This window comes from Methylobacterium sp. Leaf399 (assembly GCF_001424525.1).
In the GTDB taxonomy this organism is placed as follows: domain Bacteria; phylum Pseudomonadota; class Alphaproteobacteria; order Rhizobiales; family Beijerinckiaceae; genus Methylobacterium.
Map to the genome: position 1 here is coordinate 80,712 of NZ_LMQK01000001.1, position 21,355 is coordinate 102,066.

Sequence of the window (21,355 nt, forward strand, 5' to 3'; positions counted from 1 at the left end):
GGCACCCTCCCCCGCAGGGGGGGATGGGTTTCGCACGCGCGATGCGGCGCGTTCATCGCGTCGAAAAAGCTTCGATCCACGCCAGAGCCTGCGCCGCATCCGCAACCCGCGCCACCTCCGGCTTCTCGGGCTGGCGGACGATCACCACCGGAACAGTCAGCGCCCGCGCCGCGGCGACCTTGCCGTAGGTGGCCTCGCCGCCGGAGTTCTTGGTCACCAGCACCTCGATGGCCGCCTCGCGCATGAACCGCGCCTCGTCGGCCTGTGCGAACGGGCCGCGGGCGGCGATGGTGGTGAGGCGCGGCACCGGCAGGGCGTCGCCCACCGGCTCGATGGTGCGCACCACGTAGTCGTGCTGGGGGGCGGCGGCGAAGACCGGCAGTTCGAGGCGGCCGACGGTGACGAACACCCGGCGCGGCACCGGCCCCAGGGCCGCGACGCAATCGGCCACGCTCGCCACCTCGGTCCAGAGGTCGCCGGGCCGTCGCGTCCAGGGCGGCCGCCGGACGGCCAGGATCTTGATGCCCACGCTCTGGGCGGCCACGGCCGCGTTCACGCCGATGCGGGCGGCGAAGGGATGGGTCGCGTCGACCAGGAGATCGGTGGCCTCCGCCCGCAGCCAGGCCGCCAGGCCCTCGGCGCCGCCGAACCCGCCGACGCGGGTGCGCACGGGCTCGACCCTGGGCGCCGCCGTGCGGCCGGCCAGGGACAGGGTGACGGCGTGCACGGTGCCCGCGAGCCCGGCCACCAGGGCGCTCGCCTCGCCGGTGCCGCCGAGGATGAGGATACGCATGCGGGCCTTGTTCCATGACCCATGAACCGCTGTCGAGCGTCGGCCCCTGGCTCGCCATCGTCGGGATCGGCGAGGACGGCCGCGCCGGCCTCCACCCCGCCGCCCGCGCCGCCCTCGATCGGGCCGAGGTCGTCTACGGCGGGACGCGCCACCTCGATCTCGCCGTGCCGCTGGCGGGCGAGGGACGGCCGTGGCCACGGCCGATCACCGACGCCTACCCCGAGATTCTGGCGCGGCGCGGCCGGCCGACCTGCCTGCTCGCCACCGGCGATCCGTTCCACTACGGCATCGGCGCCGAGATCGCGCGGCTGGTCGCTCCGTCCGAGATCGCCGCCTACCCCCAGCCCTCCGCCTTCAGCCTCGCCTGCGCCCGCCTCGGCTGGCCGCTGGCGGAGTGCACCTGCCTCACCCTGCACGGCCGGTCGCTGCCGCGGATCGTGCCCGCCCTGCAGCCGGGCGCCCGACTGCTCGTGCTGGCCTGGGACGGGACCACGGCGGCCAGCGTCGCCGCGCTCCTCGCCGAACGCGGATTCGGCGATTCCCCCATCACCGTGCTCGAAGCGATGGGCGGCCCGCGCGAGCGGATCCGCACCGCGCCCGCCGCCCGCTTCGCGATTGCCGACATCGATCCGCTCAACACCGTCGCCATCGCGGTCGTGGGGTCCGCGCGGGCGCAGGTGGTCACCTTGAGCCCCGGCCTCGACGACGCCTGGTTCGAGAACGACGGGCAGCTCACCAAGTCCGAGATCCGGGCGGTGACGCTCTCGGCCCTGCGGCCGGCCGCCGGACAGGTGTTGTGGGACGTCGGCGCCGGGGCGGGCTCGGTCGCCATCGAATGGTGCCTGCGCCATCCCGCCAACCACGCCTTCGCCGTCGAGGCCAGGGCGGAGCGGGCCGCGCGCATCCGGCGCAATGCCGACCGCCTCGGTGTGCCCGACATCGCCATCGTCGCGGGCAGCGCCCCGGCCGCGCTGGCGGGTCTGCCCGAGCCGGACGCGATCTTCATCGGCGGCGGCGTCTCCGATCCGGCGATCCTGGCGGCGTGCCTGAAGGCCCTGCGTCCCGGCGGGCGGCTGGTGGCCAACGCCGTCACCCTGGAGGGAGAAGCCGCCCTGCTCGCAGCCTTCGCGCAGGAGGGCGGAAGCCTGCGCCGGCTGTCGGTGGCCCGGGCCGATCCGGTCGGCGGCATGCACGGCTGGCGCAGCGCGATGCCGGTGACGCAATGGGCCTGGACCAAGCGGTGACACACCTCGTCGCAGGCGTCGGCTTCCGCCACGCGACGCAACCCGATGAGATCGCGGCGCTGGTCCGCGCCGCCCTGGAGGCGGCCGGCGCCGATCCCGGCGATCTTCGTGCTTTGGCCACCGCGAGCGACCGGGCCGGCGAACCCGCCGTCGTGCGGGCCGCCCGCCTGCTCGGCGTCGCCCTCGTCGCCATCGCGCCGGCCGACCTCATCGCGGTCGACGACCGGGTGCCGACCCGCTCCGCCAGGATCGCGGCGAGCCGTGGGGTCGGGTCGGTGGCGGAAGCCGCCGCCCTGGCGGCCGCCGGCGCGGGCGGGCGGCTCGTGGTGGCGCGCATGGTCGGCGCCGGGGCGACGTGCGCCCTGGCGTCGGTGCCGGTTTCGGGGCAAAGCCCGTCGCCATGACCATCCATTTCATCGGCGCCGGGCCGGGTGCGGCCGACCTCGTGACCGTGCGCGGGCGCGACCTCATCGCCCGCTGCCCCGTCTGCCTCCACGCCGGCTCCCTGGTGGCGCCCGAGATCCTCGGCTGGTGCCCGCCGGGGGCGCGCATCGTCGACACCGCGCCCCTCGACCTCGACGCGATCATGGCCGAATGCACCGCCGCCCACGCGGCCGGGCAGGACGTGGCGCGGCTGCATTCGGGCGACCTCTCGATCTGGAGCGCGCTCGCCGAACAGACCCGGCGCCTCGACCGCCTCGGTATCCCCTATACGGTGACGCCGGGGGTGCCCTCATTCGCCGCCGCCGCAGCGATCCTGCGGCGCGAACTGACCGTGCCGGGGGTGGCCCAGACCGTGGTGCTGACGCGCACCTCCGGGCGGGCGAGCGCCATGCCCGAGCGCGAACAACTCGCCGCCTACGCCGCCACCGGCGCCACCCTGGCGCTGCATCTCTCGATCCACGTCGTCGACAGGGTCGTCGCCGAGTTGACGCCCTTCTACGGCGCCGACGGCCCGGTCGCGGTGGTGTTCCGGGCGACCTGGCCGGACGAGCGCGTCCTGACGGGCACGCTCGCCACCATCGCCGCGCAGGTCGCGGCGGCCGGTCTCGAGCGCACGGCGCTGATCCTGGTGGGGCCGGCGCTCGCCGCCGACGGGTTTCGCGAGAGCGCGCTCTACGCAGCCGATTACGACCGGCGGTTCCGGCCCACCGCCACCAACCCGGAAGGCTTGGCGATATGACCCCCGGCCTCCTCGTCGCCGCCCCCCGTTCGAGTTCGGGCAAGACCACCGTCACCCTCGCGTTGATGCGCGCGTTGCGACGGCGCGGCCTGCGGGTCCAGGGCGCCAAATGCGGGCCGGACTACATCGATCCTGCCTTCCACCAGGCCGCGACGGGGGCGCCCAGCGTCAACCTCGACAGCTTCGCGATGCCGGACGCGCTCCTCGACGGCGTCGCGGATCTCGCCATGACCGACGCCGACCTCGTGGTCGCGGAAGGCTCCATGGGCCTGTTCGACGGGATCGTGGCGCAGGAGGGCGTCACCGGCGCCAACGCCGACATCGCCGCCCGCTACGGCTGGCCGGTGATCCTGGTGCTCGACGTCTCGGGTTCGGCGCAATCGGCCGCCGCGGTGGCGCTCGGCTGCGCCGCCTACGACCCGCGCATCCGCATCGCCGGCGTCATCCTCAACAAGGTCGCCAGCGCCCGGCACCGCCGCCTGGTGGAAGCCGGCCTGAGCCGGATCGGGATGCCTGTGCTGGGGGCCCTGATGCGCGATGCCGGCCTCAGCCTGCCCGAGCGCCACCTCGGCCTCGTCCAGGCCCGCGAGACCGGCGACCTCGACGCCCGCCTCGACCGCCTCGCGGATCTGGCGGAGGCCGGCATCGACCTCGACGCCGTCCTGGCGGCGGCGGCCTCCACCGGACTGCCGGGCGGACCGACCGCCCTGCCCCGTCCACCGGGCCAGCGCATCGCGGTGGCATCGGACGCGGCGTTCTCGTTCCTGTATCCGCACCTGGAGATCGGATGGCGCCGCGCCGGGGCCGAACTCGTGGCGTTCTCGCCGCTGGCCGACGAGGCGCCCGGTTCGGATTGCGACGCCTGCTGGCTGCCGGGGGGCTATCCCGAACTCCACGCCTGCACCCTGGCCACGGCGCAGGGCTTCCTCGACGGGCTGCGTGCGTTCGCGAAGGACAAGCCGGTTCACGGCGAGTGCGGCGGCTACATGGTGCTCGGCCGCAGCCTGGAGGATGCCGAGGGTGTCACCCACCCCATGGCCGGGCTCCTGCCGGTGGAGACCTCCTACCGCGCGAGGCGGCTGCACCTCGGCTACCGTGTCGCGACGCTGGTGGCCGGTTGCGTTCTCGGGGAGGCCGGGGCCCGGCTCGTGGGGCACGAGTTCCACTATGCGAGCGAGCTGACCGACGCTCCCGCGCGCGAAATCGCCCTCGCCGAGGCCACCGATGCGGAGGGCGTTCCCCGCGGACTGGCGGGCCACCGCGACGGCCATGTCACCGGCAGCTTCTTCCACCTGATCTCGGGGTAGGACCCCGCCGGACCGGACGAGGGCGCAAGCCGTCGCATTCTCTGGGCCGCGTCGTCGCGGCAGCGGCACCGAGGCGGGCCTCGATCCCAGGAATGGCTGAAGTCAGCACACGTCGGCAAAGGCCGGGCGGCTCAGGCGACGGCGTCGGGTTCCGGAGCGGGTGCCTGCGACGCGGCGGCCACGACGGCGGGGACGGCCACGGGCACCGCGGCCGCGGCGGGCTGCTTGCCCATCTTCGACGCGGTCCGCACCAAGGCGAGCACGTCGCGGCGCAGCTGGTCGTCCTCGATCAGGGCATAGGCCCGAAGCAGCTCGATCGCGCCCTGGGTCCCGAGGAAACCGAAGGCGTCGTTCTGGCTGCCGCCCTCCTCGTCCTCGAAGAAGGCCGTGACCGGAACCTCCAGCAGGCGGGCGATCTCGCGTAGGCGACCGGCTCCGACGCGGTTCTGGCCCTTCTCGTACTTCTGGACCTGCTGGAACGTCACGCCGACGGCCGTGCCCAGGGCCGTCTGGCTCAAACCGCGCGCCTTACGCAGCGCGGTGATCCGCAATCCAACCAGTCGGTCGACGTCCGTGGTCTGTTTAGGCATCGTCACTCGGCTCAGTCCGACTGTTACGCTGTACGCCGCCCCGGACCTCGTTGAGCGGGCGTCCATCCTTGATCGCGCTGCCGATCCTGGAGCCGTCCGCCGGTCATGATCCACCGGGACGGCTCGGGCGCAGGATTCTCGACACCACACCGGCTTTGGATAACGTATTGGAGCGCGATAGCAATCGCCTAGGGCGCATTGCCTCGCCATCCGCAAGTATCACGCACCCGAGCTTGACCACGAACGACCAACCTATGGCAAGTGCGCCCCACCGGGGAATCCTCGAAAGACGGGCGCAGGGACGGCAATGCTCTGCCTGGTAAATGAAGACCTTCAACAATCATCGACAGTCGTCGCCGTAGTCATCCTTATAAGCTCTCCGGTATCTCTGGGTCGACATCATGCCACATCCACCAGCGGCGACGCGTCGTGTTTCGGTCCGCGTCGCTTCGCCCTACCGTGGCCGCAGACCCAACCCAGGAGAGAAATTCCGATGTTCATCGCCATGAATCGCTTCAAGGTCGTCAAGGAATCGGCCGCAGACTTCGAGCAGGTCTGGCTCGGCCGCGACAGTCACCTCGGGGAGATGGCGGGGTTCGTCGAGTTTCAGTTGCTCAAGGGGCCCGAGCACGAGGACCACATCCTCTACGCCTCCCATACGATCTGGCGCTCGAAGTCCGACTTCGAGGCCTGGACCCGCTCCGAGCAGTTCCGCAAGGCCCACAGCCGGGTCCCCACCACCAAGCCGCTCTACGTCGGGCACCCGCAGTTCGAGGGTTTCGAGGCGGTCCAGACGCTCGGCCAATCGGCGTCCGACGCGGCCGCCTGAACGAGGACGGGCCGGCCACGGGCGGCCGATCGAACCGGGACATCCCGACCCCCTTCATGGGCCGGGTCGCGACCCGTCTGCTACGGCGTCCGCTCCCGGAGAGCGGGCGCCGTCTCGTTTTCGGGGGTGCGGGAATTGCGCAGGACAGATGGCAGGTGACGATCGTGTGGATCGATCGGTCATTTTGAAACAATTCCCGGCCCAAGACGGTACACAGCACCACCATGCTCCAGGAACCGCCCCCGAAGGTCTATCACCGGCTGCCCTCCCTCGGCGCGCGCCGCCGCGACGTGTGGGCCTCGCTTCTGCCGCGTCGCAACCGTGCCGCCTTCCGCGTCGGGATCTCCGGGGCCGTGGCGATGACCGATCTCCTGGTCATCGTCGGCACGGCCTATGCCGTCGATATCGCGTATTGCTTCGCCACCGCCCGGATCTTCATGCCGGCGGGCACCGGCACCTGGCTGCACATCTCCGGCCTGCTGGCCCTGATCATCCTCACCACCAACATCGTGCGCGAGGACTACGGCATTGAGGCGCAGATCGCGCAGCGTCCCCACCTGCGCCGCACGGCTACCCTGTGGCTGGCGGCCTGGGCGCTGACCCTCGTCGTCGGCTTCGCCACCAAGACCTCGAACGATCTCTCGCGGGCGGTGACCGCGGGCATCTTCGTGGCCGGCCTGCCGGCGATGCTCGTCGTCCGGTTCGGGATGGTCCGGCTGCTGCGCCACGGCATCACCTCCGCATCGGCCTCGATCAGCCGGGTCCACCTCGTCGGCTACGAGGAGGACATCGCGCGGTTCTACGACGGCAAGGACGCCGATGCCCTCGGCCTACGGATCATCGGGACGAGCTATCTGCGCCGGGTGGCGCCCGAGGCCGACGAGGCCGCGCGTCGGACGCAGGTCGCGGAGGATCTCGACCTCGCCGTCTCGGTGATCCGCTTCCTCCAGCCCGACGACGTGTTCATCCTGGTGCCGTGGACCGACACGGCGGACGTGGAACGCTGCGTCGACGCCTTCCTGCGCGTGCCGGCCACCCTGCACCTGCGCCCCGGCTCGATCATGGACCGCTTTCCCGATCTCCAGGTCGGGCGGATCGGCCAGCTCTCCGGCATCCGGGTCGGACGCAAACCGCTCCAGGCCGGAGAGATCTTCGTCAAGCGGGCGATGGACATCGGCCTGTCGCTCCTCGCCCTGGTGATGCTGGCGCCGCTGTTCGTGGCGGTGGCGATCCTGATCAAGCTCGACAGCCCGGGGCCGGTGTTCTTCCGCCAGCGCCGCTACGGGTTCAACCAGCAGGCCTTCGGGGTCTACAAGTTCCGCAGCATGAAGACCGAGCGCAGCGCGGTGTTCCGGCAGGCCTCGCGCAACGACAGCCGGATCACCCGGGTCGGCGCCGTGTTGCGGCGCTCCAACATCGACGAGCTGCCCCAGCTCTTCAACGTAGTGCTGGGCGAGATGTCCCTGGTCGGCCCCCGCCCGCACGCCCTGGCCCACGACCGCAGCTTCGAGCGCCGGATCGCCCTCTACGCCCGCCGCCACAACGTGAAGCCCGGCATCACCGGCTGGGCGCAGGTCCACGGCCTGCGCGGCGAGACGCTGACCGACCTCGACATGGAGCGGCGGGTCGCCCACGACCTGCATTACATCGACAACTGGTCGGTCTGGCTCGACATCCAGATCATGGTGCGCACGGTGGTGTCGCCGCGGGCGTATCGCAACGCCTATTGATACGGGTTCCGCTTGAATCGAGCGGGAACCGTATCACCGAGCCCGCGCGGCGCCTGAGCGAAGCCATTTCCGCATCACGAAGTGATCAATCGAAATGGTATGAGACCGGATGCCTGCGCGGGATCGCGGCGGTCGCCTCCCCGCCGAGGTTTCCTGTCAGACCGGCGGAATTGTCCGGTGGTGGCGGGTTTGCGCAAGGTGGCTCTGTGGCTATGAAAGCGCGCGTCCCCTCGCCGAGGACGGCGCCACGAGAGGGAGCGCGCCGTCCCCCCTCGGCGGAGCGACAGGCCCCGCGCCTATCCACCCGAGCCGGAGACACCGATGCCCGCTCCCAAGGTCCTGATCTCCGACGCCCTGTCCGATGCCGCCGTGCAGATCTTTCGCGACCGGGGCATCGACGTCGATTTCCGCCCCGAGCTCGGCAAGGACAAGGACGCCTTCGCGGCCATCATCGGCAATTATGACGGGCTGGCGATCCGGTCCGCGACCAAGGTGACGCAGAAGGTGCTGGACCGGGCCGGCCGCCTCCGGGTGATCGGCCGGGCCGGGATCGGCGTCGACAACGTCGACGTGCCGGCCGCCACGGCCCGGGGCGTCATCGTGATGAACACGCCCTTCGGCAATTCGATCACCACCGCCGAACACGCCATCGCGATGATGTTCGCACTCGCCCGCCAGATCCCGCAGGCCGACCTCTCGACCCAGGCCGGCAGGTGGGAGAAGAACCGGTTCATGGGCGTCGAGCTGACGGGCAAGACCCTCGGCATCATCGGCTGCGGCAACATCGGCGCCATCGTCGCCGACCGGGCCATCGGCCTCAAGCTCAAGGTCGTCGCCTACGATCCCTACCTGTCGCCCGAGCGGGCGATCGAGATCGGCGTCGAGAAGGTCGACCTCGACGTGCTCCTGGCGCGGGCCGACGTCATCACCCTGCACGTGCCGATGACCGAGAAGACCCGCAACATCCTCTCCTCCGAGAGCCTGGCCAGGACCAAGCCCGGCGTGCGGATCGTCAATTGTGCCCGCGGCGGGCTCGTGGACGAGGTCGCCCTGCGGGCCGCCCTCGACTCCGGCCACGTGGCGGGGGCGGCCTTCGACGTCTTCGTGGAGGAGCCGGCAACGGAAAACCCGCTGTTCGGGCACCCGAATATGATCTGCACGCCGCATCTCGGTGCGGCCACCAGCGAGGCGCAGGAGAACGTGGCGCTTCAGGTGGCCGAGCAGATGGCCGACTACCTGCTCCAGGGCGCCATCACCAACGCCATCAACTTCCCCTCGATCACCGCCGACGAGGCGCCCCGCCTCAAGCCGTTCGTGGCGCTGGCCGACAGGCTCGGTTCGTTCCTCGGCCAGCTCACCGAGGCGCCGATCAAGGGCATCCGCATCACCTACGAGGGGGCGGTGGCCTCCATGAACACCCGGGCCCTGACCTCGGCGGCGGTGACCGGCGTGCTGCGGCCGTTCCTGGCCGACATCAACATGGTCTCGGCCCCCATCGTGGCCCGCGAGCGCGGCATCGTGGTGGAGGAGGTCAAGCGCGAGGGTGCGGTCAGCGACTACGAATCGGTCGTGCGCATCACGGTGGACGCAGAGGACATGCCGCGCGACGCCGCCGGCACCGTCTTCCACGACGGCAAGCCGCGGATCATCGAGATCCGCTCGATCCCCATCGACGCCGCCTTCGCGCCGCACATGCTCTACGTGCGCAACCACGACAAGCCGGGCTTCATCGGCCGGCTGGGTAGCGTGCTCGGTGAAGCGAACGTCAACGTCGCCACCTTCAGCCTCGGCCGCGAGGAGGAGGGCGGCAACGCCATCTGCTTCTGCGCCATCGACGCGCCGATCTCGGAGTCCGTGATGGCCGAGATCGCGGCGATCCCGCAGGTGAAGCGGGTGCGGGCGGTGAGCTTTTAAGTACCTTGTCTCGAGGAGCCCACCGGGCGAACGTGCAGATCAGTCCGGAGACCATGTCGATGATCCGTCACGCCGTTATCCGTTGCGCCTGGGACAACGACGCAGGGGTATGGTTCGTCCAGGAGACCGATATCCCCGGTCTGATGACGGAAGCTCCGACGTTGGATGCGCTGCGTCGCAAATTGCCGATCATGATCCGAGACCTCGACGCGTTCGCGTCCGGGACCGAGGTCGAGCTCGATCTGATCGCCCATGCGCATGAACGGATTCGCTTCGAGGCGGCGTGATCTTGTTTGCGCCCGCCCAGCACAGAAGGATTGTGCTCTATCCTCGCAGGCAGAGTGCTTTATGAGGCCTGCGCTACGTGACGGACTTTACCCCGGCATTGAAAAAGCTGCTGCGTCTGAATGGCTTCGCGTTCTGGCGTAGCGGTCGCGGCGACCATGAGATCTGGCGGCAGGACGAGACCGGCCTGAAAGTCGTCGTCGATAACGCAATCAAATCGCGTCACACCGCCAACGGCGTCCTCAAACAAGCGAAGCTTCCAAAGGCGTTCTGACCGAACGACCGAATGCGTCCCCAATCCCCTCACGCGAAGGTAGCGAGCTTCCCGTAACGCTCGGCCAGCAGATAATAGAACGTCAGCCGCGACTTCGAGCGCGAGGCCTTCATCGTCTCGCAGACGTCCTTGATGGCGGCGTCGAGGTCGTCGCCGGACAGGCCGAGCTTCTTCTTGAGGAAGTTCTCACGCACCGTGTCGAGTTCGGCCTGGTCCGAACAGGCGACGAACTTCGTGTCGGGCTTGGATAGGACCAGCCGGTAGGTCTTGGCCATCGCCTCCACCACCGCCTCGTCGACGGGGCCTTTGGCGTATTTCTTCACGTCGGCGAGATGATCGCTCATGATCTGACGCTCCCGATGCCACCGATTCGGGCGGCTGCGACCGGGGTAGCTTGGCCGAGAATCGCATCCTTGCAAACCGCCATGGGTCGGGGGTGGCGGGATCGCCGCTGGCCGTCCGCTGCGGATTGTGCGAGAGGCCCGCGCATGAACATCGACGGTCGCCCCTACCGCACCATCCTCCCCGAGGCCGACGGCCTGTCGGTCCAGGTCATCGACCAGACCCGGCTTCCGTTCGCCTTCGAACTGAAGCGCTTGGCGACCCTGGACGATGCGGCGGTGGCCATCCGCACCATGGTGGTGCGCGGCGCTCCCCTCATCGGCGTCACCGCCGCCTACGGGATGGCGCTGGCGATGCGCGCCGACGCCACCGCAGCCGGCATCGACCGGGCCGTGGCCACCCTCGCGGCGACCCGCCCCACCGCGATCAACCTGCGCTGGGCGCTGGCGCGCGTCGCCGCCCTCCTGCGCGCTGCGCCCGAACCGGAGCGTGCCGCCCTGGCCTTCGCCGAGGCCGGCCGCATCGCCGAGGAGGACGTCGAGAGCTGCCGGGCCATCGGCGAGCACGGCGCGCGGCTCCTGGCCGACATCCACCGGAAGACCGGCCGGCCGGTCGACGTGCTGACCCATTGCAACGCCGGCTGGCTCGCCACCGTCGACTGGGGCACGGCACTCGCGCCGATCTACGCGGCCCACGAGGCCGGCGTGCCGGTCCATGTCTTCGTGGACGAGACGAGGCCGCGCAACCAGGGTGCCGCGCTCACCGCGTTCGAGCTCAACGGCCACGGCGTGCCCCACACCGTCATCGCCGACAACGCCGGCGGCCACCTGATGCAGCACGGGCGGATCGACATCTGCATCGTCGGCTCGGACCGGACCACCGCCACCGGCGACGTCTGCAACAAGATCGGGACCTATCTGAAGGCGCTCGCCGCCCACGACAACCGCGTGCCGTTCTACGCCGCCCTGCCCTTCTCGACCATCGACTGGACGCTGCGGGACGGGGTTCGCGAGATCCCCATCGAGGAGCGCGACGGCCGCGAGGTCTCCCACCTCACCGGGCGCCTGGCCGAGGGCGGGTTCGCCACCATCGAGGTGGTGTCGCCCGGCAGCCCCGTCGCCAACCCCGCCTTCGACGTGACGCCGGCGCGCCTCGTCACGGGGATCATCACCGAGCGCGGCATCGCGCAGGCGGACGAGGCCGGCCTCCTGTCGCTCTACCCTGAGCGGCGCAGCGCGGCCTGAGCCTCACCCGCGCAGGGTCAGGCGCCCGCGCGCCATGCCGACGTCGGACAGGCGCCGCAGGAACGACATGCCGAGCAGGCTCGTGGAGAGCTTGCCCCGCGGCACGATGACGGCCTCCACGTCGCGCACCGTGATCGCGCCGATGCGGATGGCCGGGATGCGCACGGGTGCCACCGCGACGGTGCCGTTGGCGGTCTGGGTCCTGGCGGTGAAGTCGCGTTCGTAGACACGGATGCCGACCCGCTCGGCGTCCTCCTGCGAGAAGGCGCACAGGGTCGCCCCGGTATCGACCATCATCGAGAGGCGGTTTCCGTCGATCTGCACCTGCGTGAAGAAGTGCCCCTGCGCATTGGCCTCCAGCACGAGCGTGGTCGGCGCCAGGGCCACCGGTGCGGGGGTGTGCATCATGACCTGCCCGCCGTCCGGAGCCGGCGGCGGCGCCCGTTGGTCCAGGCGGTCGGCGAGGCCGACGCCCCACAGGGTGGCGGCCGCGGAGATACCGAGCGCCCACAGGATCGGTCGCGTCATGAGGTGGACTTCCCGGTGGGCGCGGTCTGGACGCCGCAGGGTGCTGCCGATCCGGCGGTCCCGCCGTCCGGCTCGATGAAGGTGGGTCGGTCGTAGACCGGCGTGGTTGAGGAACTGCCGCATGTCGGCCGACCGGATGCGGCCAGGGCCTGAAAATCGCGGCGGATGGTTTCTCGACGGTCGCCGGAACCGCCGGCATTGGCGCCATCTCGGCCGGCACCTTGCCGTTGCATGGGGCGGCCTCAGCGATTACACAGCGCCTTGCGCTCGCCAGACACCCCTGGAGGCACGGGCGCATCCATCAGGATCGGTGCTGGGCCGTCCGTTTCGGGCGGCTTTCGTCGTTCCGTCCCTAGCAATCGCATTTTTATGAGGATCACGTCATGAGCGCCGTCAAGCCGCTTGAGGCCGTGGCACGCGACCGGGTCGGCAAGGGGGCCGCCCGGGCCGTTCGTCGCCAGGGTCAAGTTCCCGCCGTCATCTATGGTGGCGGCAAGCCTCCCCAGGCCATCGCCATCGACCTCGTCCGGGCTCGCACCCTGATCTACGCCGGCGGCTTCAAGACCACGCTGTTCGAGATCGATGCCGGCGGCAAGAAGACCCGTGCGATCCCGCGCGACTTCCAGCTCGACCCGGTGAGCGGCGTGCCGCTGCACGTCGACTTCCTGCGCGTCGTCGCCGGCCAGACCCTCGAGGTCGAGGTGCCCGTGCACTTCGTCAACGAGGACGCGGCCCCCGGCATCAAGCAGAACGGCGGCACCCTCAACATCGTGATGCACACGATCCCGCTCGAAGTCCCGGCCGACGGCATCCCCGACGCCATCGAGATCGACCTCACCGGTCTTCAGATCGGCGACACGATCCACATCGAGTCGGTGAAGCTGCCCGCCAACGCCACCTACAACGGCGAGCCCGAGGCGCCGGTCGCCAACGTGGTGCCGCCGACGGTCCTGGGTGCCGAGGTCGAGGCCGAGGAGGCTGCGATCGCCGAGGCCCAGTCGGCCGAAGCCGCCGAGGAGAAGGCCGAGGAAGAGGCCGAGGCCGAAGAGGCCGCCGACGAGGCCAAGAAGGAGGATTGAGGCGACGGGTCTATCGCGGCCCGCCCTCGTTCCGTTTCGACAGATGCTCCGGCCGCGAGGCCGGGGCATCTTTGCGTTGATGGCCGCCTGACCGCCGGCCCGTGGAGCGTTCGGCCATGCATCTCATCGTCGGCCTCGGCAACCCCGGTCCGCGCTACGCCAAGAACCGCCACAACATCGGTTTCCTCGCCCTCGACGAGATCGCACGGGTCCACCGTGCCGGCCCGTGGCGGCGCAAGTTCCAGGGCGAGATCGCCGAGGCGACCCTCGGCACCACGCGCGCGATCCTGCTCAAGCCCCAGACCTTCATGAACGACTCGGGCCGCGCGGTCGCCGAGGCGCAACGGTTTCACAAGATCGCCCTGTCCGACGTCATCGTCCTGCACGACGAACTCGACCTCGCCCCCGCCAAGCTCAGGCTCAAGCTCGGTGGCGGCAACGCCGGCCACAACGGCCTGCGCTCGATCACCGCGCTCTGCGGCAACGATTACCGCCGGGTGCGCCTCGGCATCGGCCACCCCGGCGACAAGGCGTTGGTCCACGCCTACGTCCTCAACGACTTCGGAAAGGGCGAGGCGGCCTGGGTCGACGACCTCTGCCGCGCCATCGCCGACCACGCCGCGCTGCTCGCGTCCGGCGACGACGCCGCCTTCCAGAACAAGGTCCACCTCGCCATGTCCGGGCGCGGCTGGGACGACGTCAAGCAGGTCAATGCCCGCGATTGACACGAAAACACGAGGACACGATATGCAGGGCGTCGGAGAATCGTGATGAAGAACGTGACCGTGACGATGAGCGAGGCCCTCTTGCAGCGAGCCCGTGTCGCTGCGGCACGCGACGGAAAAAGCCTGTCCCGTTTCGTGGCCGAGGCCGTCGAAGACCGCGTCGGCAGGCCGTTGACCCAGCGGGAGGCTCTCGATCAGTTTCTATCGGGACCGTCCTGGCACGTTCTCGACGATAATGGGCGAGCGCCCACGCGCGATCACATGTACGACGATGACTGAGCGCGTGTTCGTCGACACGAACGTCTTTCTTTATGCGCGGGACGACCGTTTTCCGGAAAAGCAGGCACGAGCGCGACACTGGCTTTCAGTCCTGACGAATCGCGACGTATTGGTGATCAGCCCTCAGATCCTGGGCGAAATCCACAGCGTCGTCCTGCGTGGCAAGGTGCCGGGCGGACTCGCTGACATCCGCGACGCGACGCGCCTTTTGGAAAGATGGTCGCGCGGAACGACCGACCTCGAATTGCTCTCGGGCGCTTGGTCGATCCGGGAGGAAACAGGGTTTCAATGGTGGGATTGCGTGGTCCTGGCTGCAGCGATTCGCGCCGGGTGCCGCTATCTCCTCTCGGAAGATTACGAACACGGGCGCGAGGTTCGTGGAACGACGATCCTGAGCCCTTTCCAGGTCGCGCCCGACATGCTGACGATCGAACATTAGGAAACATCATGGGCTTCAAATGCGGCATCGTCGGCCTGCCGAACGTCGGCAAGTCGACCCTCTTCAACGCGCTGACGCAGACGGCCGCCGCGCAGGCGGCGAACTATCCGTTCTGCACCATCGAGCCCAACGTCGGCGAGGTCGGCGTGCCCGACCCGCGCCTCGACGACCTCGCCCGGATCGCCTCCTCCAAGGAGATCATCCCGACCCGGCTCACCTTCGTCGACATCGCCGGCCTGGTGCGCGGCGCCTCCAAGGGCGAGGGGCTCGGCAACCAGTTCCTCGCCAACATCCGCGAGGTCGATGCCATCGCCCACGTGGTGCGCTGCTTCACGGACGGGGACGTCACCCATGTCGAGGGCAAGGTCGACCCCAAGGCCGACATCGAGACCATCGAGACCGAGCTGATGCTGGCCGACCTCGACAGCCTGGAAAAGCGCCTGTTCGCTCTGGAGAAGAAGGCCAAGGGCGCCGACAAGGAGGCCAAGGAGGCCCTCGACCTCGTCAACCGCGCCCTGCCGCTCCTGCGCGAGGGCAAGCCGGCCCGCCTCGTGCCCCGCAAGCCCGAGGAGGAGGCCCTGTTCCAGACGCTTGGCCTGATGACCGCCAAGCCCGTCCTCTACGTCTGCAACGTCGACGAGGCCGATGCCGACAAGGGCAACGCCTATTCCGAGGCCGTGATGGCGCAGGCCAAGGCCGAGGGCGCGCGCGCCGTGGTGGTCTCGGCCAAGATCGAGAGCGAGATCGCGGTGATGCCGGTGGCCGACCAGGGCGACTTCCTCGAGGCGGTCGGCCTCACCGAACCCGGCCTCAACCGCGTCATCCGCGCCGGCTACGAGCTTCTGGGCCTCATCACCTACTTCACCGTCGGCCCCAAGGAGGCCCGCGCCTGGACCATCGAGAAGGGCACCCGCGCCCCCGCCGCGGCCGGCGTCATCCATACGGACTTCGAGAAGGGCTTCATCCGCGCCGAGACCATCGCCTTCACCGACTACACCACCCTCAAGGGCGAGAGCGGCGCCAAGGAGGCCGGCAAGTTCCGGCTCGAGGGCAAGGAGTACGTGGTCCAGGACGGCGACGTGCTGCATTTCCGGTTCGCCAACTGATACGGTTTCCGCTTGGATCAAGCGGGAACCGTATCACCGAGCCCGCGCGGCGCCTGAGCGAAGCCCATGTCCGCATCACGAAGTGATCAACCGGACATGGTATGAGCCGCGCCGGGCGCCGCGGCCGGCAAGAGGGACCCGCATGACAGAGATCGCCTTCGAGGATTTCTCCCCCGGCGAGGTGATCGAGGGTGGCCCGATCACCGTGACCCGCGACGACCTCGTCGCCTTCGCGGCGGAGTTCGACCCGCAGCCGTTCCACCTCGACGAGGAGGCGGCCAAGGCGACCTTCGTCGGCACCCTGATCGGGTCCGGCTGGCAGACGACCGGGTTCGGCATGCTGCTCCTGCAGCGCCACGCCTTCCGCGGCGGAACCTCGATGGGTTCGCCGGGGGTGGCGCAGCTGCGCTGGCTGCGGCCGGTCATGCCCGGCGACAGCCTGCGCGCCGTCATCAAGGTCGAGGATTGCCGGACCTCCGGCTCGAAGCCGGACCGCGGCTTCGTGCGTTTCGGCCTCACCGTCATCAACGGCCGCGACGAGACCGTGATGAGCCAGGCCTTCACGGTGATCTTCCCCCGCCGGGGCCGCGAGCCGCTGCCGCCGCGCAGGGTCGTCCTCGACGAGCCCGTCCCGGTGGTCGAAGGGGATGACGCCGAGATCCTGCACTTCCTGAAAGATGCCGTCGTCGGCCACGCCCGCGATCTCGGGCGCCATGTCTTCACGCAGGCCGACATCATCGCCTTCGCCCGCGCCTACGATCCGCAGGCCTTCCACATCGACCCCGAGGCGGCGCGGCACACCCATTTCGGCGCCCTGTGCGCCTCGGGTTGGCACACCACCGCCGCCTGGATGAAGCGCCTCCACATCACCCGGGCGCGCGACGCGGCGTTCACGCAGGCCCGTGGTCCGGTGCCGCAACTCGGACCCTCGCCGGGGTTTCGCGACCTGCGCTGGCTGCAGCCGGTCTATGCCGGCGACACCATCCGATACACCTGCACCCTGGCCGAGGCCCGCGCCACCGCCTCGCGCCCCGGCTGGGGTCTCGCCACCCACCACAACACCGGCCACAACCAGCGCGGCGACAAGGTGTTCGAATTCACGGGGTCGGTCTTCTGGCAGTGGTCGGCGTGAGGGACACCAACCTCGGCCGACCGTCCCGGAGTGCGGTCAGACGAGCGCCCGGTCCAGGCGCAGGATGCGGCAGGGCTCCCCGCTGACGGCGGCAGGCGCATGGGGGGGGCGGATCAACAGCGCTTCCGCCTGGCCCAGCACCGACAGCATCGAGGAATCCTGGCGGTTCTCCGGAAAGACCAGGGGGAGGCGGTCGGACGCGGTCTCGATGCGGGCCCGCATGTAGTCGGCGCGGCCGTCGTTGGCGGGCAGGTCGGTGGCCAGGGTGCCCGGCTCGCTCCGGTCGGCGCCGGCGGTGGGGTCGCCCAGCATGGCGCGGACCGCCGGCACCACGAAGAGCAGGCCGCAGACGATGGCCGAGACCGGGTTGCCCGGCAGGCCGATCACCATCATGTCGCCGAGGCGCCCGTGCATCAGCGGCTTGCCCGGCCGCAGCGCCACCCGCCAGAACCCGAGTTCGAGCCCCTGGCGGTGCAGGGCCGACTGGACGAGGTCGTGGTCGCCCACGGATGCCCCGCCCAGCGTCACGAAGAGGTCGGCGCGCGCCGCCCGTGCCCGATCGATCGCGCCCTCGAGGGCCTCCAGGGTGTCGCCGGCGATGCCGAGGTCGACCGGCTCGCCGCCCGCCTCCCGTACCAGGGCCGCCAGCGCGAGGCCGTTGGAGGCGACGATCTGGTCCCAGGCGGCTGGCGCCCCCGGAGCGACCAGTTCGTCACCGGTGGCGAGGATCGCCACCCGCGGCCGGCGACGCACGGCGAGGGTCGGGCACCCGGCCGCGGCCGCCAGCGCGAGGCGGCGTGGGTTCAGGGTCTCCCCGGCGTGCAGCAGGCGGTCGCCGTCCTTGAAGTCGAGACCGCTCGGGCGGATGAAGCGGCCCGCCGCTACGGTCTCCCGCGCGGTGATCCGATCCTCCGCCGCGTCGGCGTTCTCCTGGATGAGGATGGCGTCGGCCCCCTCCGGCACCGGCGCCCCGGTGAAGATCCGCACGGTCTCGCCCGCCGCGATGGCGCCGGTGTAGCCGTGCCCGGCCGTACTGACGCCGACCCGGCACAGGCTCGCCGGAACGGCGGCGACATCGGCGCTGCGCACCGCATAGCCGTCCATGGCCGAGGCCGGGAACGGCGGTTGCGTGCGCGTCGCCGTCACCGCCTGCGCCAGGGTCCGGCCCGCGCACGCGGCGATGGGCAGCGTTTCGGCCTCCACCGGGCCGCGCACGTTTCCCAGGATGCGGGCCAGCGCCTCGGCGACCGGGATCAGGCCGCTCACGGCCCCATGCCCGCATCGTCCTCGGCCCGGAAGGCACCGGAGCGCCCGCCGTCCTTGGCGAGGAGGCGGATGCCCTCGATGCGCATGCCGCGGTCCACCGCCTTCACCATGTCGTAGACCGTGAGGCAGGCGACCGAGACGGCGGTGAGCGCCTCCATCTCGACGCCGGTGGGGCCCTGCACCTTCACCTCGGCCGTCACCCGCACGCCGGGCAGCGCCTCGTCGATCTCGCAGTCGACGCGGACCTTGGAGAGCAGCAGCGGGTGGCAGAGCGGGATCAGCTCGTGCGTGCGCTTCGAGGCCATGATCCCGGCCAGACGCGCCGTGCCGATGACGTCGCCCTTCTTGGCGTCGCCCTCGCGGATCAGCGCCAGGGTCTCGGGCCGCATCACCACGTGGCCGGCGGCGACGGCGGTGCGGGCGGTGGCGGCCTTGTCGGAGACGTCGACCATGTTGGCGGCGCCGGCCGCGTCGAGATGGGTAAGGCCGGTCATGGTCAGGCCTTCGCGCCGAACAGGAGGCTGCGGGTGGCCGCCGCCACGTCGGCCTGGCGCATCAGGCTCTCGCCCACCAGCACGGTGTGCAGGCCGTGTTCGGATAGGCGCACGACGTCGGCGTGATCGGAGATGCCGCTCTCGGCCACCGCGATGCGATCGGCCGGGATGCCCCTGGCGAGATCGATGGCGGTCTCGAAGGCGACTTCGAAGGTCTTGAGGTTGCGGTTGTTGACGCCCACGAGCCGGGTGCCCAGCGGCAGGGCGCGGGCGAGTTCGGCCGCGTCGTGGACCTCCACCAGCACGTCCATGCCGAGATCGCCCGCGGTCTCCACCAGGGCCTGCGCCTCGTCGTCGTCGAGGCAGGCCATGATGACGAGGACGCAATCGGCGCCCCAGGCGCGGGCCTCGTAGACCTGGTAGGGCTCGAACAGGAAGTCCTTGCGCAGCACCGGCAGGGCGCAGGCCGCCCGCGCCGCGGTGAGATATTCGGGCCTGCCCTGGAACGAGGGCGTGTCGGTGAGCACCGACAGGCAGCTGGCGCCGCCCCGCTCGTAGGCCTCGGCGATGGCGGCCGGGTCGAAGTCGGCCCGGATCAGGCCCTTCGAGGGCGAGGCCTTCTTGACCTCGGCGATGAGGGCGGGGCGCCCCTGCGCGACATGGGCCGCGATGGCCTCGGCGAAGCCCCGGACCGGACCGGCCTTGGCGGCGCGCTTCTCGAGGGTGGCCAGCGGCAGGCGCAGCTTGGCCTCGGAGATCTCGCGGCGCTTGTAGGCCTCGATCCGGGCGAGCACGTCGGAACGCAGAACGGGCGGGGCGTCGGTCTCGGACATGGGGCGCCTCTCAGGCGTTCGAGATCTGGACGAGGCGGTCGAGGGTCGTTCGCGCGGCACCGGAGTCGATGGCGGCCGCCGCCCTGGCGACGCCCTCGGCGAGGGTGCCGGCGGCCTGCGCCACCACCAGGGCGGCCCCGGCATTGAGCACGGCGATGTCGCGGTAGGCGCCTGCCCGGCCGTCGAGGACGCCCCGCAGGGCGAGCGCGTTGTGGTCGGGGTCGCCGCCGCGCAGGTCGTCGAGGGTCCACAGCGGCAGCCCGACCTCGCGCGGGTCGATGGTGAAGCGGTCGATCCGGCCCTCGTCGAGGGCGACCACGGCGGTGGGACCGGTCACGGTGATCTCGTCGAGCCCGTCGCTGCCGTGGACGGTCCAGACGCGGCGGCTGCCGAGTTCGGCCAGCACCCGGGTCAGCGGCTCGGCCCAGGCCGGGCTGGAGACGCCGAAGAGCTGGCGCTCGACGCCGGCCGGGTTCGAGAGGGGGCCGAGCAGGTTGAAGATCGTCCGGGTCGGCAGCTCGGCCCGGATCGGGGCGACGTGGCGCATGGCACCGTGGTGGGTCTGCGCGAACATGAAGCACAGGCCGGCCTGCGCCAGGCAGCGCGAGAGGCCGTCCGGATCGAGCCCGAGCTTCACCCCGAGGGAAGCGAGCACGTCGGCCGCGCCCGAGCGGGAGGTGGCGGCGCGATTGCCGTGCTTGGCCACGGGCACGCCGCAGGCGGCGGTGACGATCGCGGCGAGCGTCGAGACGTTGTAGCTGCCCGAATGGTCGCCGCCGGTGCCGACCACGTCGATGGCGCCGGCCACCGGCGCGACCCGGACCATGCGGGCCCGCATCGCCTCGACGGCGCCGACGATCTCGTCATCGGCCTCGCCGCGCACCTTGAGGGCGATGAGGAAGGCGCTCGCCTGCACGGGCGTCACCTCCCCCGACAGCAGGTGGTCGAAGGCGGCGCGGGCCTCGCCGCGCGAGAGCGCCCGGCCGGCCGCGACCGTCGCGAGGAGGGCTTTGAACGAATCCATCGTCGTGGCGCGGTGTCCGCTCCGGTTCCGCCGGTCCGGCGATCGCCGCCGTCAATGCACGCCGGTGCGCGCCTTGTCACGCCCTGCGTTCCAGGCGGCGGCGATGTCGAGGAAGTTGCGCACGAGATGGGCGCCGTGGTGCGAGAGGATGCTCTCGGGATGGAACTGCACGCCGTGGACCGGCAGCCGCGTATGCGCGAGCGCCATGATCAGACCGTCCGCCTCAGCGGTGACGGCGAGCGTGCCGGGGCAGGTGGCACGCTCGACCACGAGGGAATGGTAGCGCGTCGCCTCGAACGGGCCGTTGAGCCCGCGGAACAGGCCCGTGGCCCCATGCGTGATCACCGAGACCTTGCCGTGCTTCGGGACGGGTGCGCGCACCACCGCCCCGCCGAACGCCTGGCCGATGGCCTGTAGCCCGAGGCAGACCCCGAAGATCGGGATCTCGCCGGAGAGTTCGCGGATGACGTCGAGGCAGATGCCGGCCTCGTTGGGCGAGCAGGGCCCGGGCGAGAGCACCACGGCGTCGGGCGCGCGCGCGCGGATGCCGTCGATGGTGATGCCGTCGTTGCGCACCACGTCGATCGATCGGCACAGGGGGCCGATGAGATGGACGAGATTCCAGGTGAAGGAATCGTAGTTGTCGATGACGAGGACGTCGGACATCGGCTCACGCGGTCGAGAGTGTCGCCTCGATGTGACGACAGCCACCCGA

Annotated in this window: 25 protein-coding genes; 16 read left to right on the plus strand and 9 right to left on the minus strand. The window is 70.6% G+C overall.

The genetic code is table 11. The annotated features are described in order from the left end of the window. Positions 1-52: 52 nt before the first annotated feature. Positions 53-793 (minus strand): cobalt-precorrin-6A reductase, encoded by a 741-nt coding sequence (locus ASG40_RS00380; protein ID WP_055878755.1) that lies wholly within the window; start codon positions 791-793, stop codon positions 53-55. Between the two features lie 14 nt (positions 794-807). Here ASG40_RS00380 and ASG40_RS00385 point away from each other — a divergent pair, with 14 nt between their 5' ends. Genes ASG40_RS00385 through ASG40_RS00400 form a run of 4 tightly spaced genes read left to right on the plus strand, consistent with a single transcriptional unit; the run spans position 808 to position 4,527 of the window. After that, positions 808-2,037 carry a bifunctional cobalt-precorrin-7 (C(5))-methyltransferase/cobalt-precorrin-6B (C(15))-methyltransferase gene (locus ASG40_RS00385; RefSeq protein ID WP_055878757.1) on the plus strand — a complete coding sequence of 410 codons (1,230 nt, stop codon included), beginning with the start codon at positions 808-810 and terminating at the stop codon, positions 2,035-2,037. Further along, complete coding sequence (locus ASG40_RS00390) at positions 2,034-2,441, plus strand: cobalamin biosynthesis protein (protein WP_443136570.1); 408 nt, start codon at positions 2,034-2,036, stop codon at positions 2,439-2,441. Before ASG40_RS00385 ends, ASG40_RS00390 begins: the two co-directional genes overlap by 4 nt. Next, the gene (cobM, locus tag ASG40_RS00395; protein WP_055878763.1) at positions 2,438-3,220 is read left to right on the plus strand and encodes a precorrin-4 C(11)-methyltransferase; all 783 of its coding nucleotides are present in this window, start codon (positions 2,438-2,440) and stop codon (positions 3,218-3,220) included. The genes ASG40_RS00390 and cobM overlap by 4 nt, the downstream gene beginning before the upstream one ends. Continuing rightward, positions 3,217-4,527, plus strand: coding sequence for a cobyrinate a,c-diamide synthase (locus tag ASG40_RS00400; RefSeq protein ID WP_055878766.1), 1,311 nt, complete (start codon positions 3,217-3,219; stop codon positions 4,525-4,527). The genes cobM and ASG40_RS00400 overlap by 4 nt, the downstream gene beginning before the upstream one ends. 131 nt (positions 4,528-4,658) lie before the next feature. Here ASG40_RS00400 and ASG40_RS00405 read toward each other — a convergent pair whose 3' ends face one another. Next, entirely contained in the window at positions 4,659-5,117 is a 459-nt protein-coding gene (locus ASG40_RS00405; RefSeq protein WP_055878769.1) for a helix-turn-helix domain-containing protein, read from the minus strand. Between the two features lie 493 nt (positions 5,118-5,610). Between ASG40_RS00405 and ASG40_RS00410 the strand changes: the two genes are divergently transcribed. The 5 genes from ASG40_RS00410 (at position 5,611) to ASG40_RS00430 (ending at position 10,149) form a co-directional block, all read left to right on the plus strand. Continuing rightward, positions 5,611-5,946, plus strand: coding sequence for an antibiotic biosynthesis monooxygenase family protein (locus tag ASG40_RS00410; protein WP_055878772.1), 336 nt, complete (start codon positions 5,611-5,613; stop codon positions 5,944-5,946). Between the two features lie 224 nt (positions 5,947-6,170). Beyond that, complete coding sequence (locus ASG40_RS00415; RefSeq protein WP_055878775.1) at positions 6,171-7,676, plus strand: exopolysaccharide biosynthesis polyprenyl glycosylphosphotransferase; 1,506 nt, start codon at positions 6,171-6,173, stop codon at positions 7,674-7,676. Positions 7,677-7,997: 321 nt separating this feature from the next. Next, a complete protein-coding gene (gene serA / locus ASG40_RS00420; RefSeq protein ID WP_055878777.1) occupies positions 7,998-9,590 on the plus strand; it encodes a phosphoglycerate dehydrogenase in 1,593 nt (530 codons plus the stop codon). A 32-nt stretch (positions 9,591-9,622) separates the two neighbouring features. After that, positions 9,623-9,877: a DUF1902 domain-containing protein gene (locus ASG40_RS00425; RefSeq protein WP_244472217.1), complete on the plus strand. Its 255-nt coding sequence runs from the start codon at positions 9,623-9,625 to the stop codon at positions 9,875-9,877. Between the two features lie 77 nt (positions 9,878-9,954). Then, positions 9,955-10,149 (plus strand): type II toxin-antitoxin system HicA family toxin, encoded by a 195-nt coding sequence (locus ASG40_RS00430; protein ID WP_055878780.1) that lies wholly within the window; start codon positions 9,955-9,957, stop codon positions 10,147-10,149. Positions 10,150-10,178: 29 nt separating this feature from the next. On the opposite strand, the gene ASG40_RS00435 is transcribed toward ASG40_RS00430, so the two are convergent. Continuing rightward, the gene (locus tag ASG40_RS00435) at positions 10,179-10,493 is read right to left on the minus strand and encodes a DUF2853 family protein (RefSeq protein ID WP_055878782.1); all 315 of its coding nucleotides are present in this window, start codon (positions 10,491-10,493) and stop codon (positions 10,179-10,181) included. Between the two features lie 144 nt (positions 10,494-10,637). Between ASG40_RS00435 and mtnA the strand changes: the two genes are divergently transcribed. Then, positions 10,638-11,735 carry an S-methyl-5-thioribose-1-phosphate isomerase gene (mtnA, locus tag ASG40_RS00440; RefSeq protein ID WP_055878785.1) on the plus strand — a complete coding sequence of 366 codons (1,098 nt, stop codon included), beginning with the start codon at positions 10,638-10,640 and terminating at the stop codon, positions 11,733-11,735. 3 nt (positions 11,736-11,738) lie between these two features. Here the strand turns inward: mtnA and ASG40_RS00445 are convergent, their stop codons facing one another. Continuing rightward, on the minus strand, positions 11,739-12,263 hold the full coding sequence (locus ASG40_RS00445) for a retropepsin-like aspartic protease family protein (protein WP_055878788.1): 525 nt from the start codon (positions 12,261-12,263) through the stop codon (positions 11,739-11,741). A gap of 383 nt (positions 12,264-12,646) precedes the next feature. On the opposite strand from ASG40_RS00445, the gene ASG40_RS00450 reads away from it, so the two are divergent. From ASG40_RS00450 to ASG40_RS00475, 6 genes are all read left to right on the plus strand, one after another. Beyond that, complete coding sequence (locus tag ASG40_RS00450; RefSeq protein WP_055878790.1) at positions 12,647-13,342, plus strand: 50S ribosomal protein L25/general stress protein Ctc; 696 nt, start codon at positions 12,647-12,649, stop codon at positions 13,340-13,342. 116 nt (positions 13,343-13,458) lie between these two features. Continuing rightward, positions 13,459-14,067, plus strand: coding sequence for an aminoacyl-tRNA hydrolase (gene pth / locus ASG40_RS00455; protein WP_055878793.1), 609 nt, complete (start codon positions 13,459-13,461; stop codon positions 14,065-14,067). Positions 14,068-14,112: 45 nt separating this feature from the next. Then, positions 14,113-14,346, plus strand: a complete 234-nt coding sequence (locus ASG40_RS00460) for a hypothetical protein (protein WP_055878796.1) — start codon at positions 14,113-14,115, stop codon at positions 14,344-14,346. Next, on the plus strand, positions 14,339-14,785 hold the full coding sequence (locus ASG40_RS00465) for a PIN domain-containing protein (protein WP_055878799.1): 447 nt from the start codon (positions 14,339-14,341) through the stop codon (positions 14,783-14,785). The genes ASG40_RS00460 and ASG40_RS00465 overlap by 8 nt, the downstream gene beginning before the upstream one ends. A gap of 8 nt (positions 14,786-14,793) precedes the next feature. Further along, on the plus strand, positions 14,794-15,891 hold the full coding sequence (ychF, locus tag ASG40_RS00470; RefSeq protein WP_055878804.1) for a redox-regulated ATPase YchF: 1,098 nt from the start codon (positions 14,794-14,796) through the stop codon (positions 15,889-15,891). 142 nt (positions 15,892-16,033) lie between these two features. Continuing rightward, positions 16,034-17,023, plus strand: a complete 990-nt coding sequence (locus ASG40_RS00475; RefSeq protein ID WP_055878808.1) for a MaoC family dehydratase — start codon at positions 16,034-16,036, stop codon at positions 17,021-17,023. A 36-nt stretch (positions 17,024-17,059) separates the two neighbouring features. Here ASG40_RS00475 and ASG40_RS00480 read toward each other — a convergent pair whose 3' ends face one another. The 5 genes from ASG40_RS00480 to ASG40_RS00500 are packed head-to-tail and all read right to left on the minus strand — an operon-like array spanning position 17,060 to position 21,306. After that, positions 17,060-18,289, minus strand: coding sequence for a molybdopterin molybdotransferase MoeA (locus tag ASG40_RS00480; RefSeq protein ID WP_055878812.1), 1,230 nt, complete (start codon positions 18,287-18,289; stop codon positions 17,060-17,062). Next, positions 18,286-18,783 carry a cyclic pyranopterin monophosphate synthase MoaC gene (moaC, locus tag ASG40_RS00485; RefSeq protein WP_055878816.1) on the minus strand — a complete coding sequence of 166 codons (498 nt, stop codon included), beginning with the start codon at positions 18,781-18,783 and terminating at the stop codon, positions 18,286-18,288. Before moaC ends, ASG40_RS00480 begins: the two co-directional genes overlap by 4 nt. A 2-nt stretch (positions 18,784-18,785) precedes the next feature. Then, a complete protein-coding gene (gene trpC, locus ASG40_RS00490; RefSeq protein ID WP_055878819.1) occupies positions 18,786-19,616 on the minus strand; it encodes an indole-3-glycerol phosphate synthase TrpC in 831 nt (276 codons plus the stop codon). Between the two features lie 10 nt (positions 19,617-19,626). Further along, positions 19,627-20,640, minus strand: a complete 1,014-nt coding sequence (trpD, locus tag ASG40_RS00495; protein WP_055878822.1) for an anthranilate phosphoribosyltransferase — start codon at positions 20,638-20,640, stop codon at positions 19,627-19,629. Positions 20,641-20,691: 51 nt separating this feature from the next. Further along, the gene (locus tag ASG40_RS00500) at positions 20,692-21,306 is read right to left on the minus strand and encodes an anthranilate synthase component II (RefSeq protein ID WP_055878825.1); all 615 of its coding nucleotides are present in this window, start codon (positions 21,304-21,306) and stop codon (positions 20,692-20,694) included. Positions 21,307-21,355 lie beyond the last annotated feature (49 nt).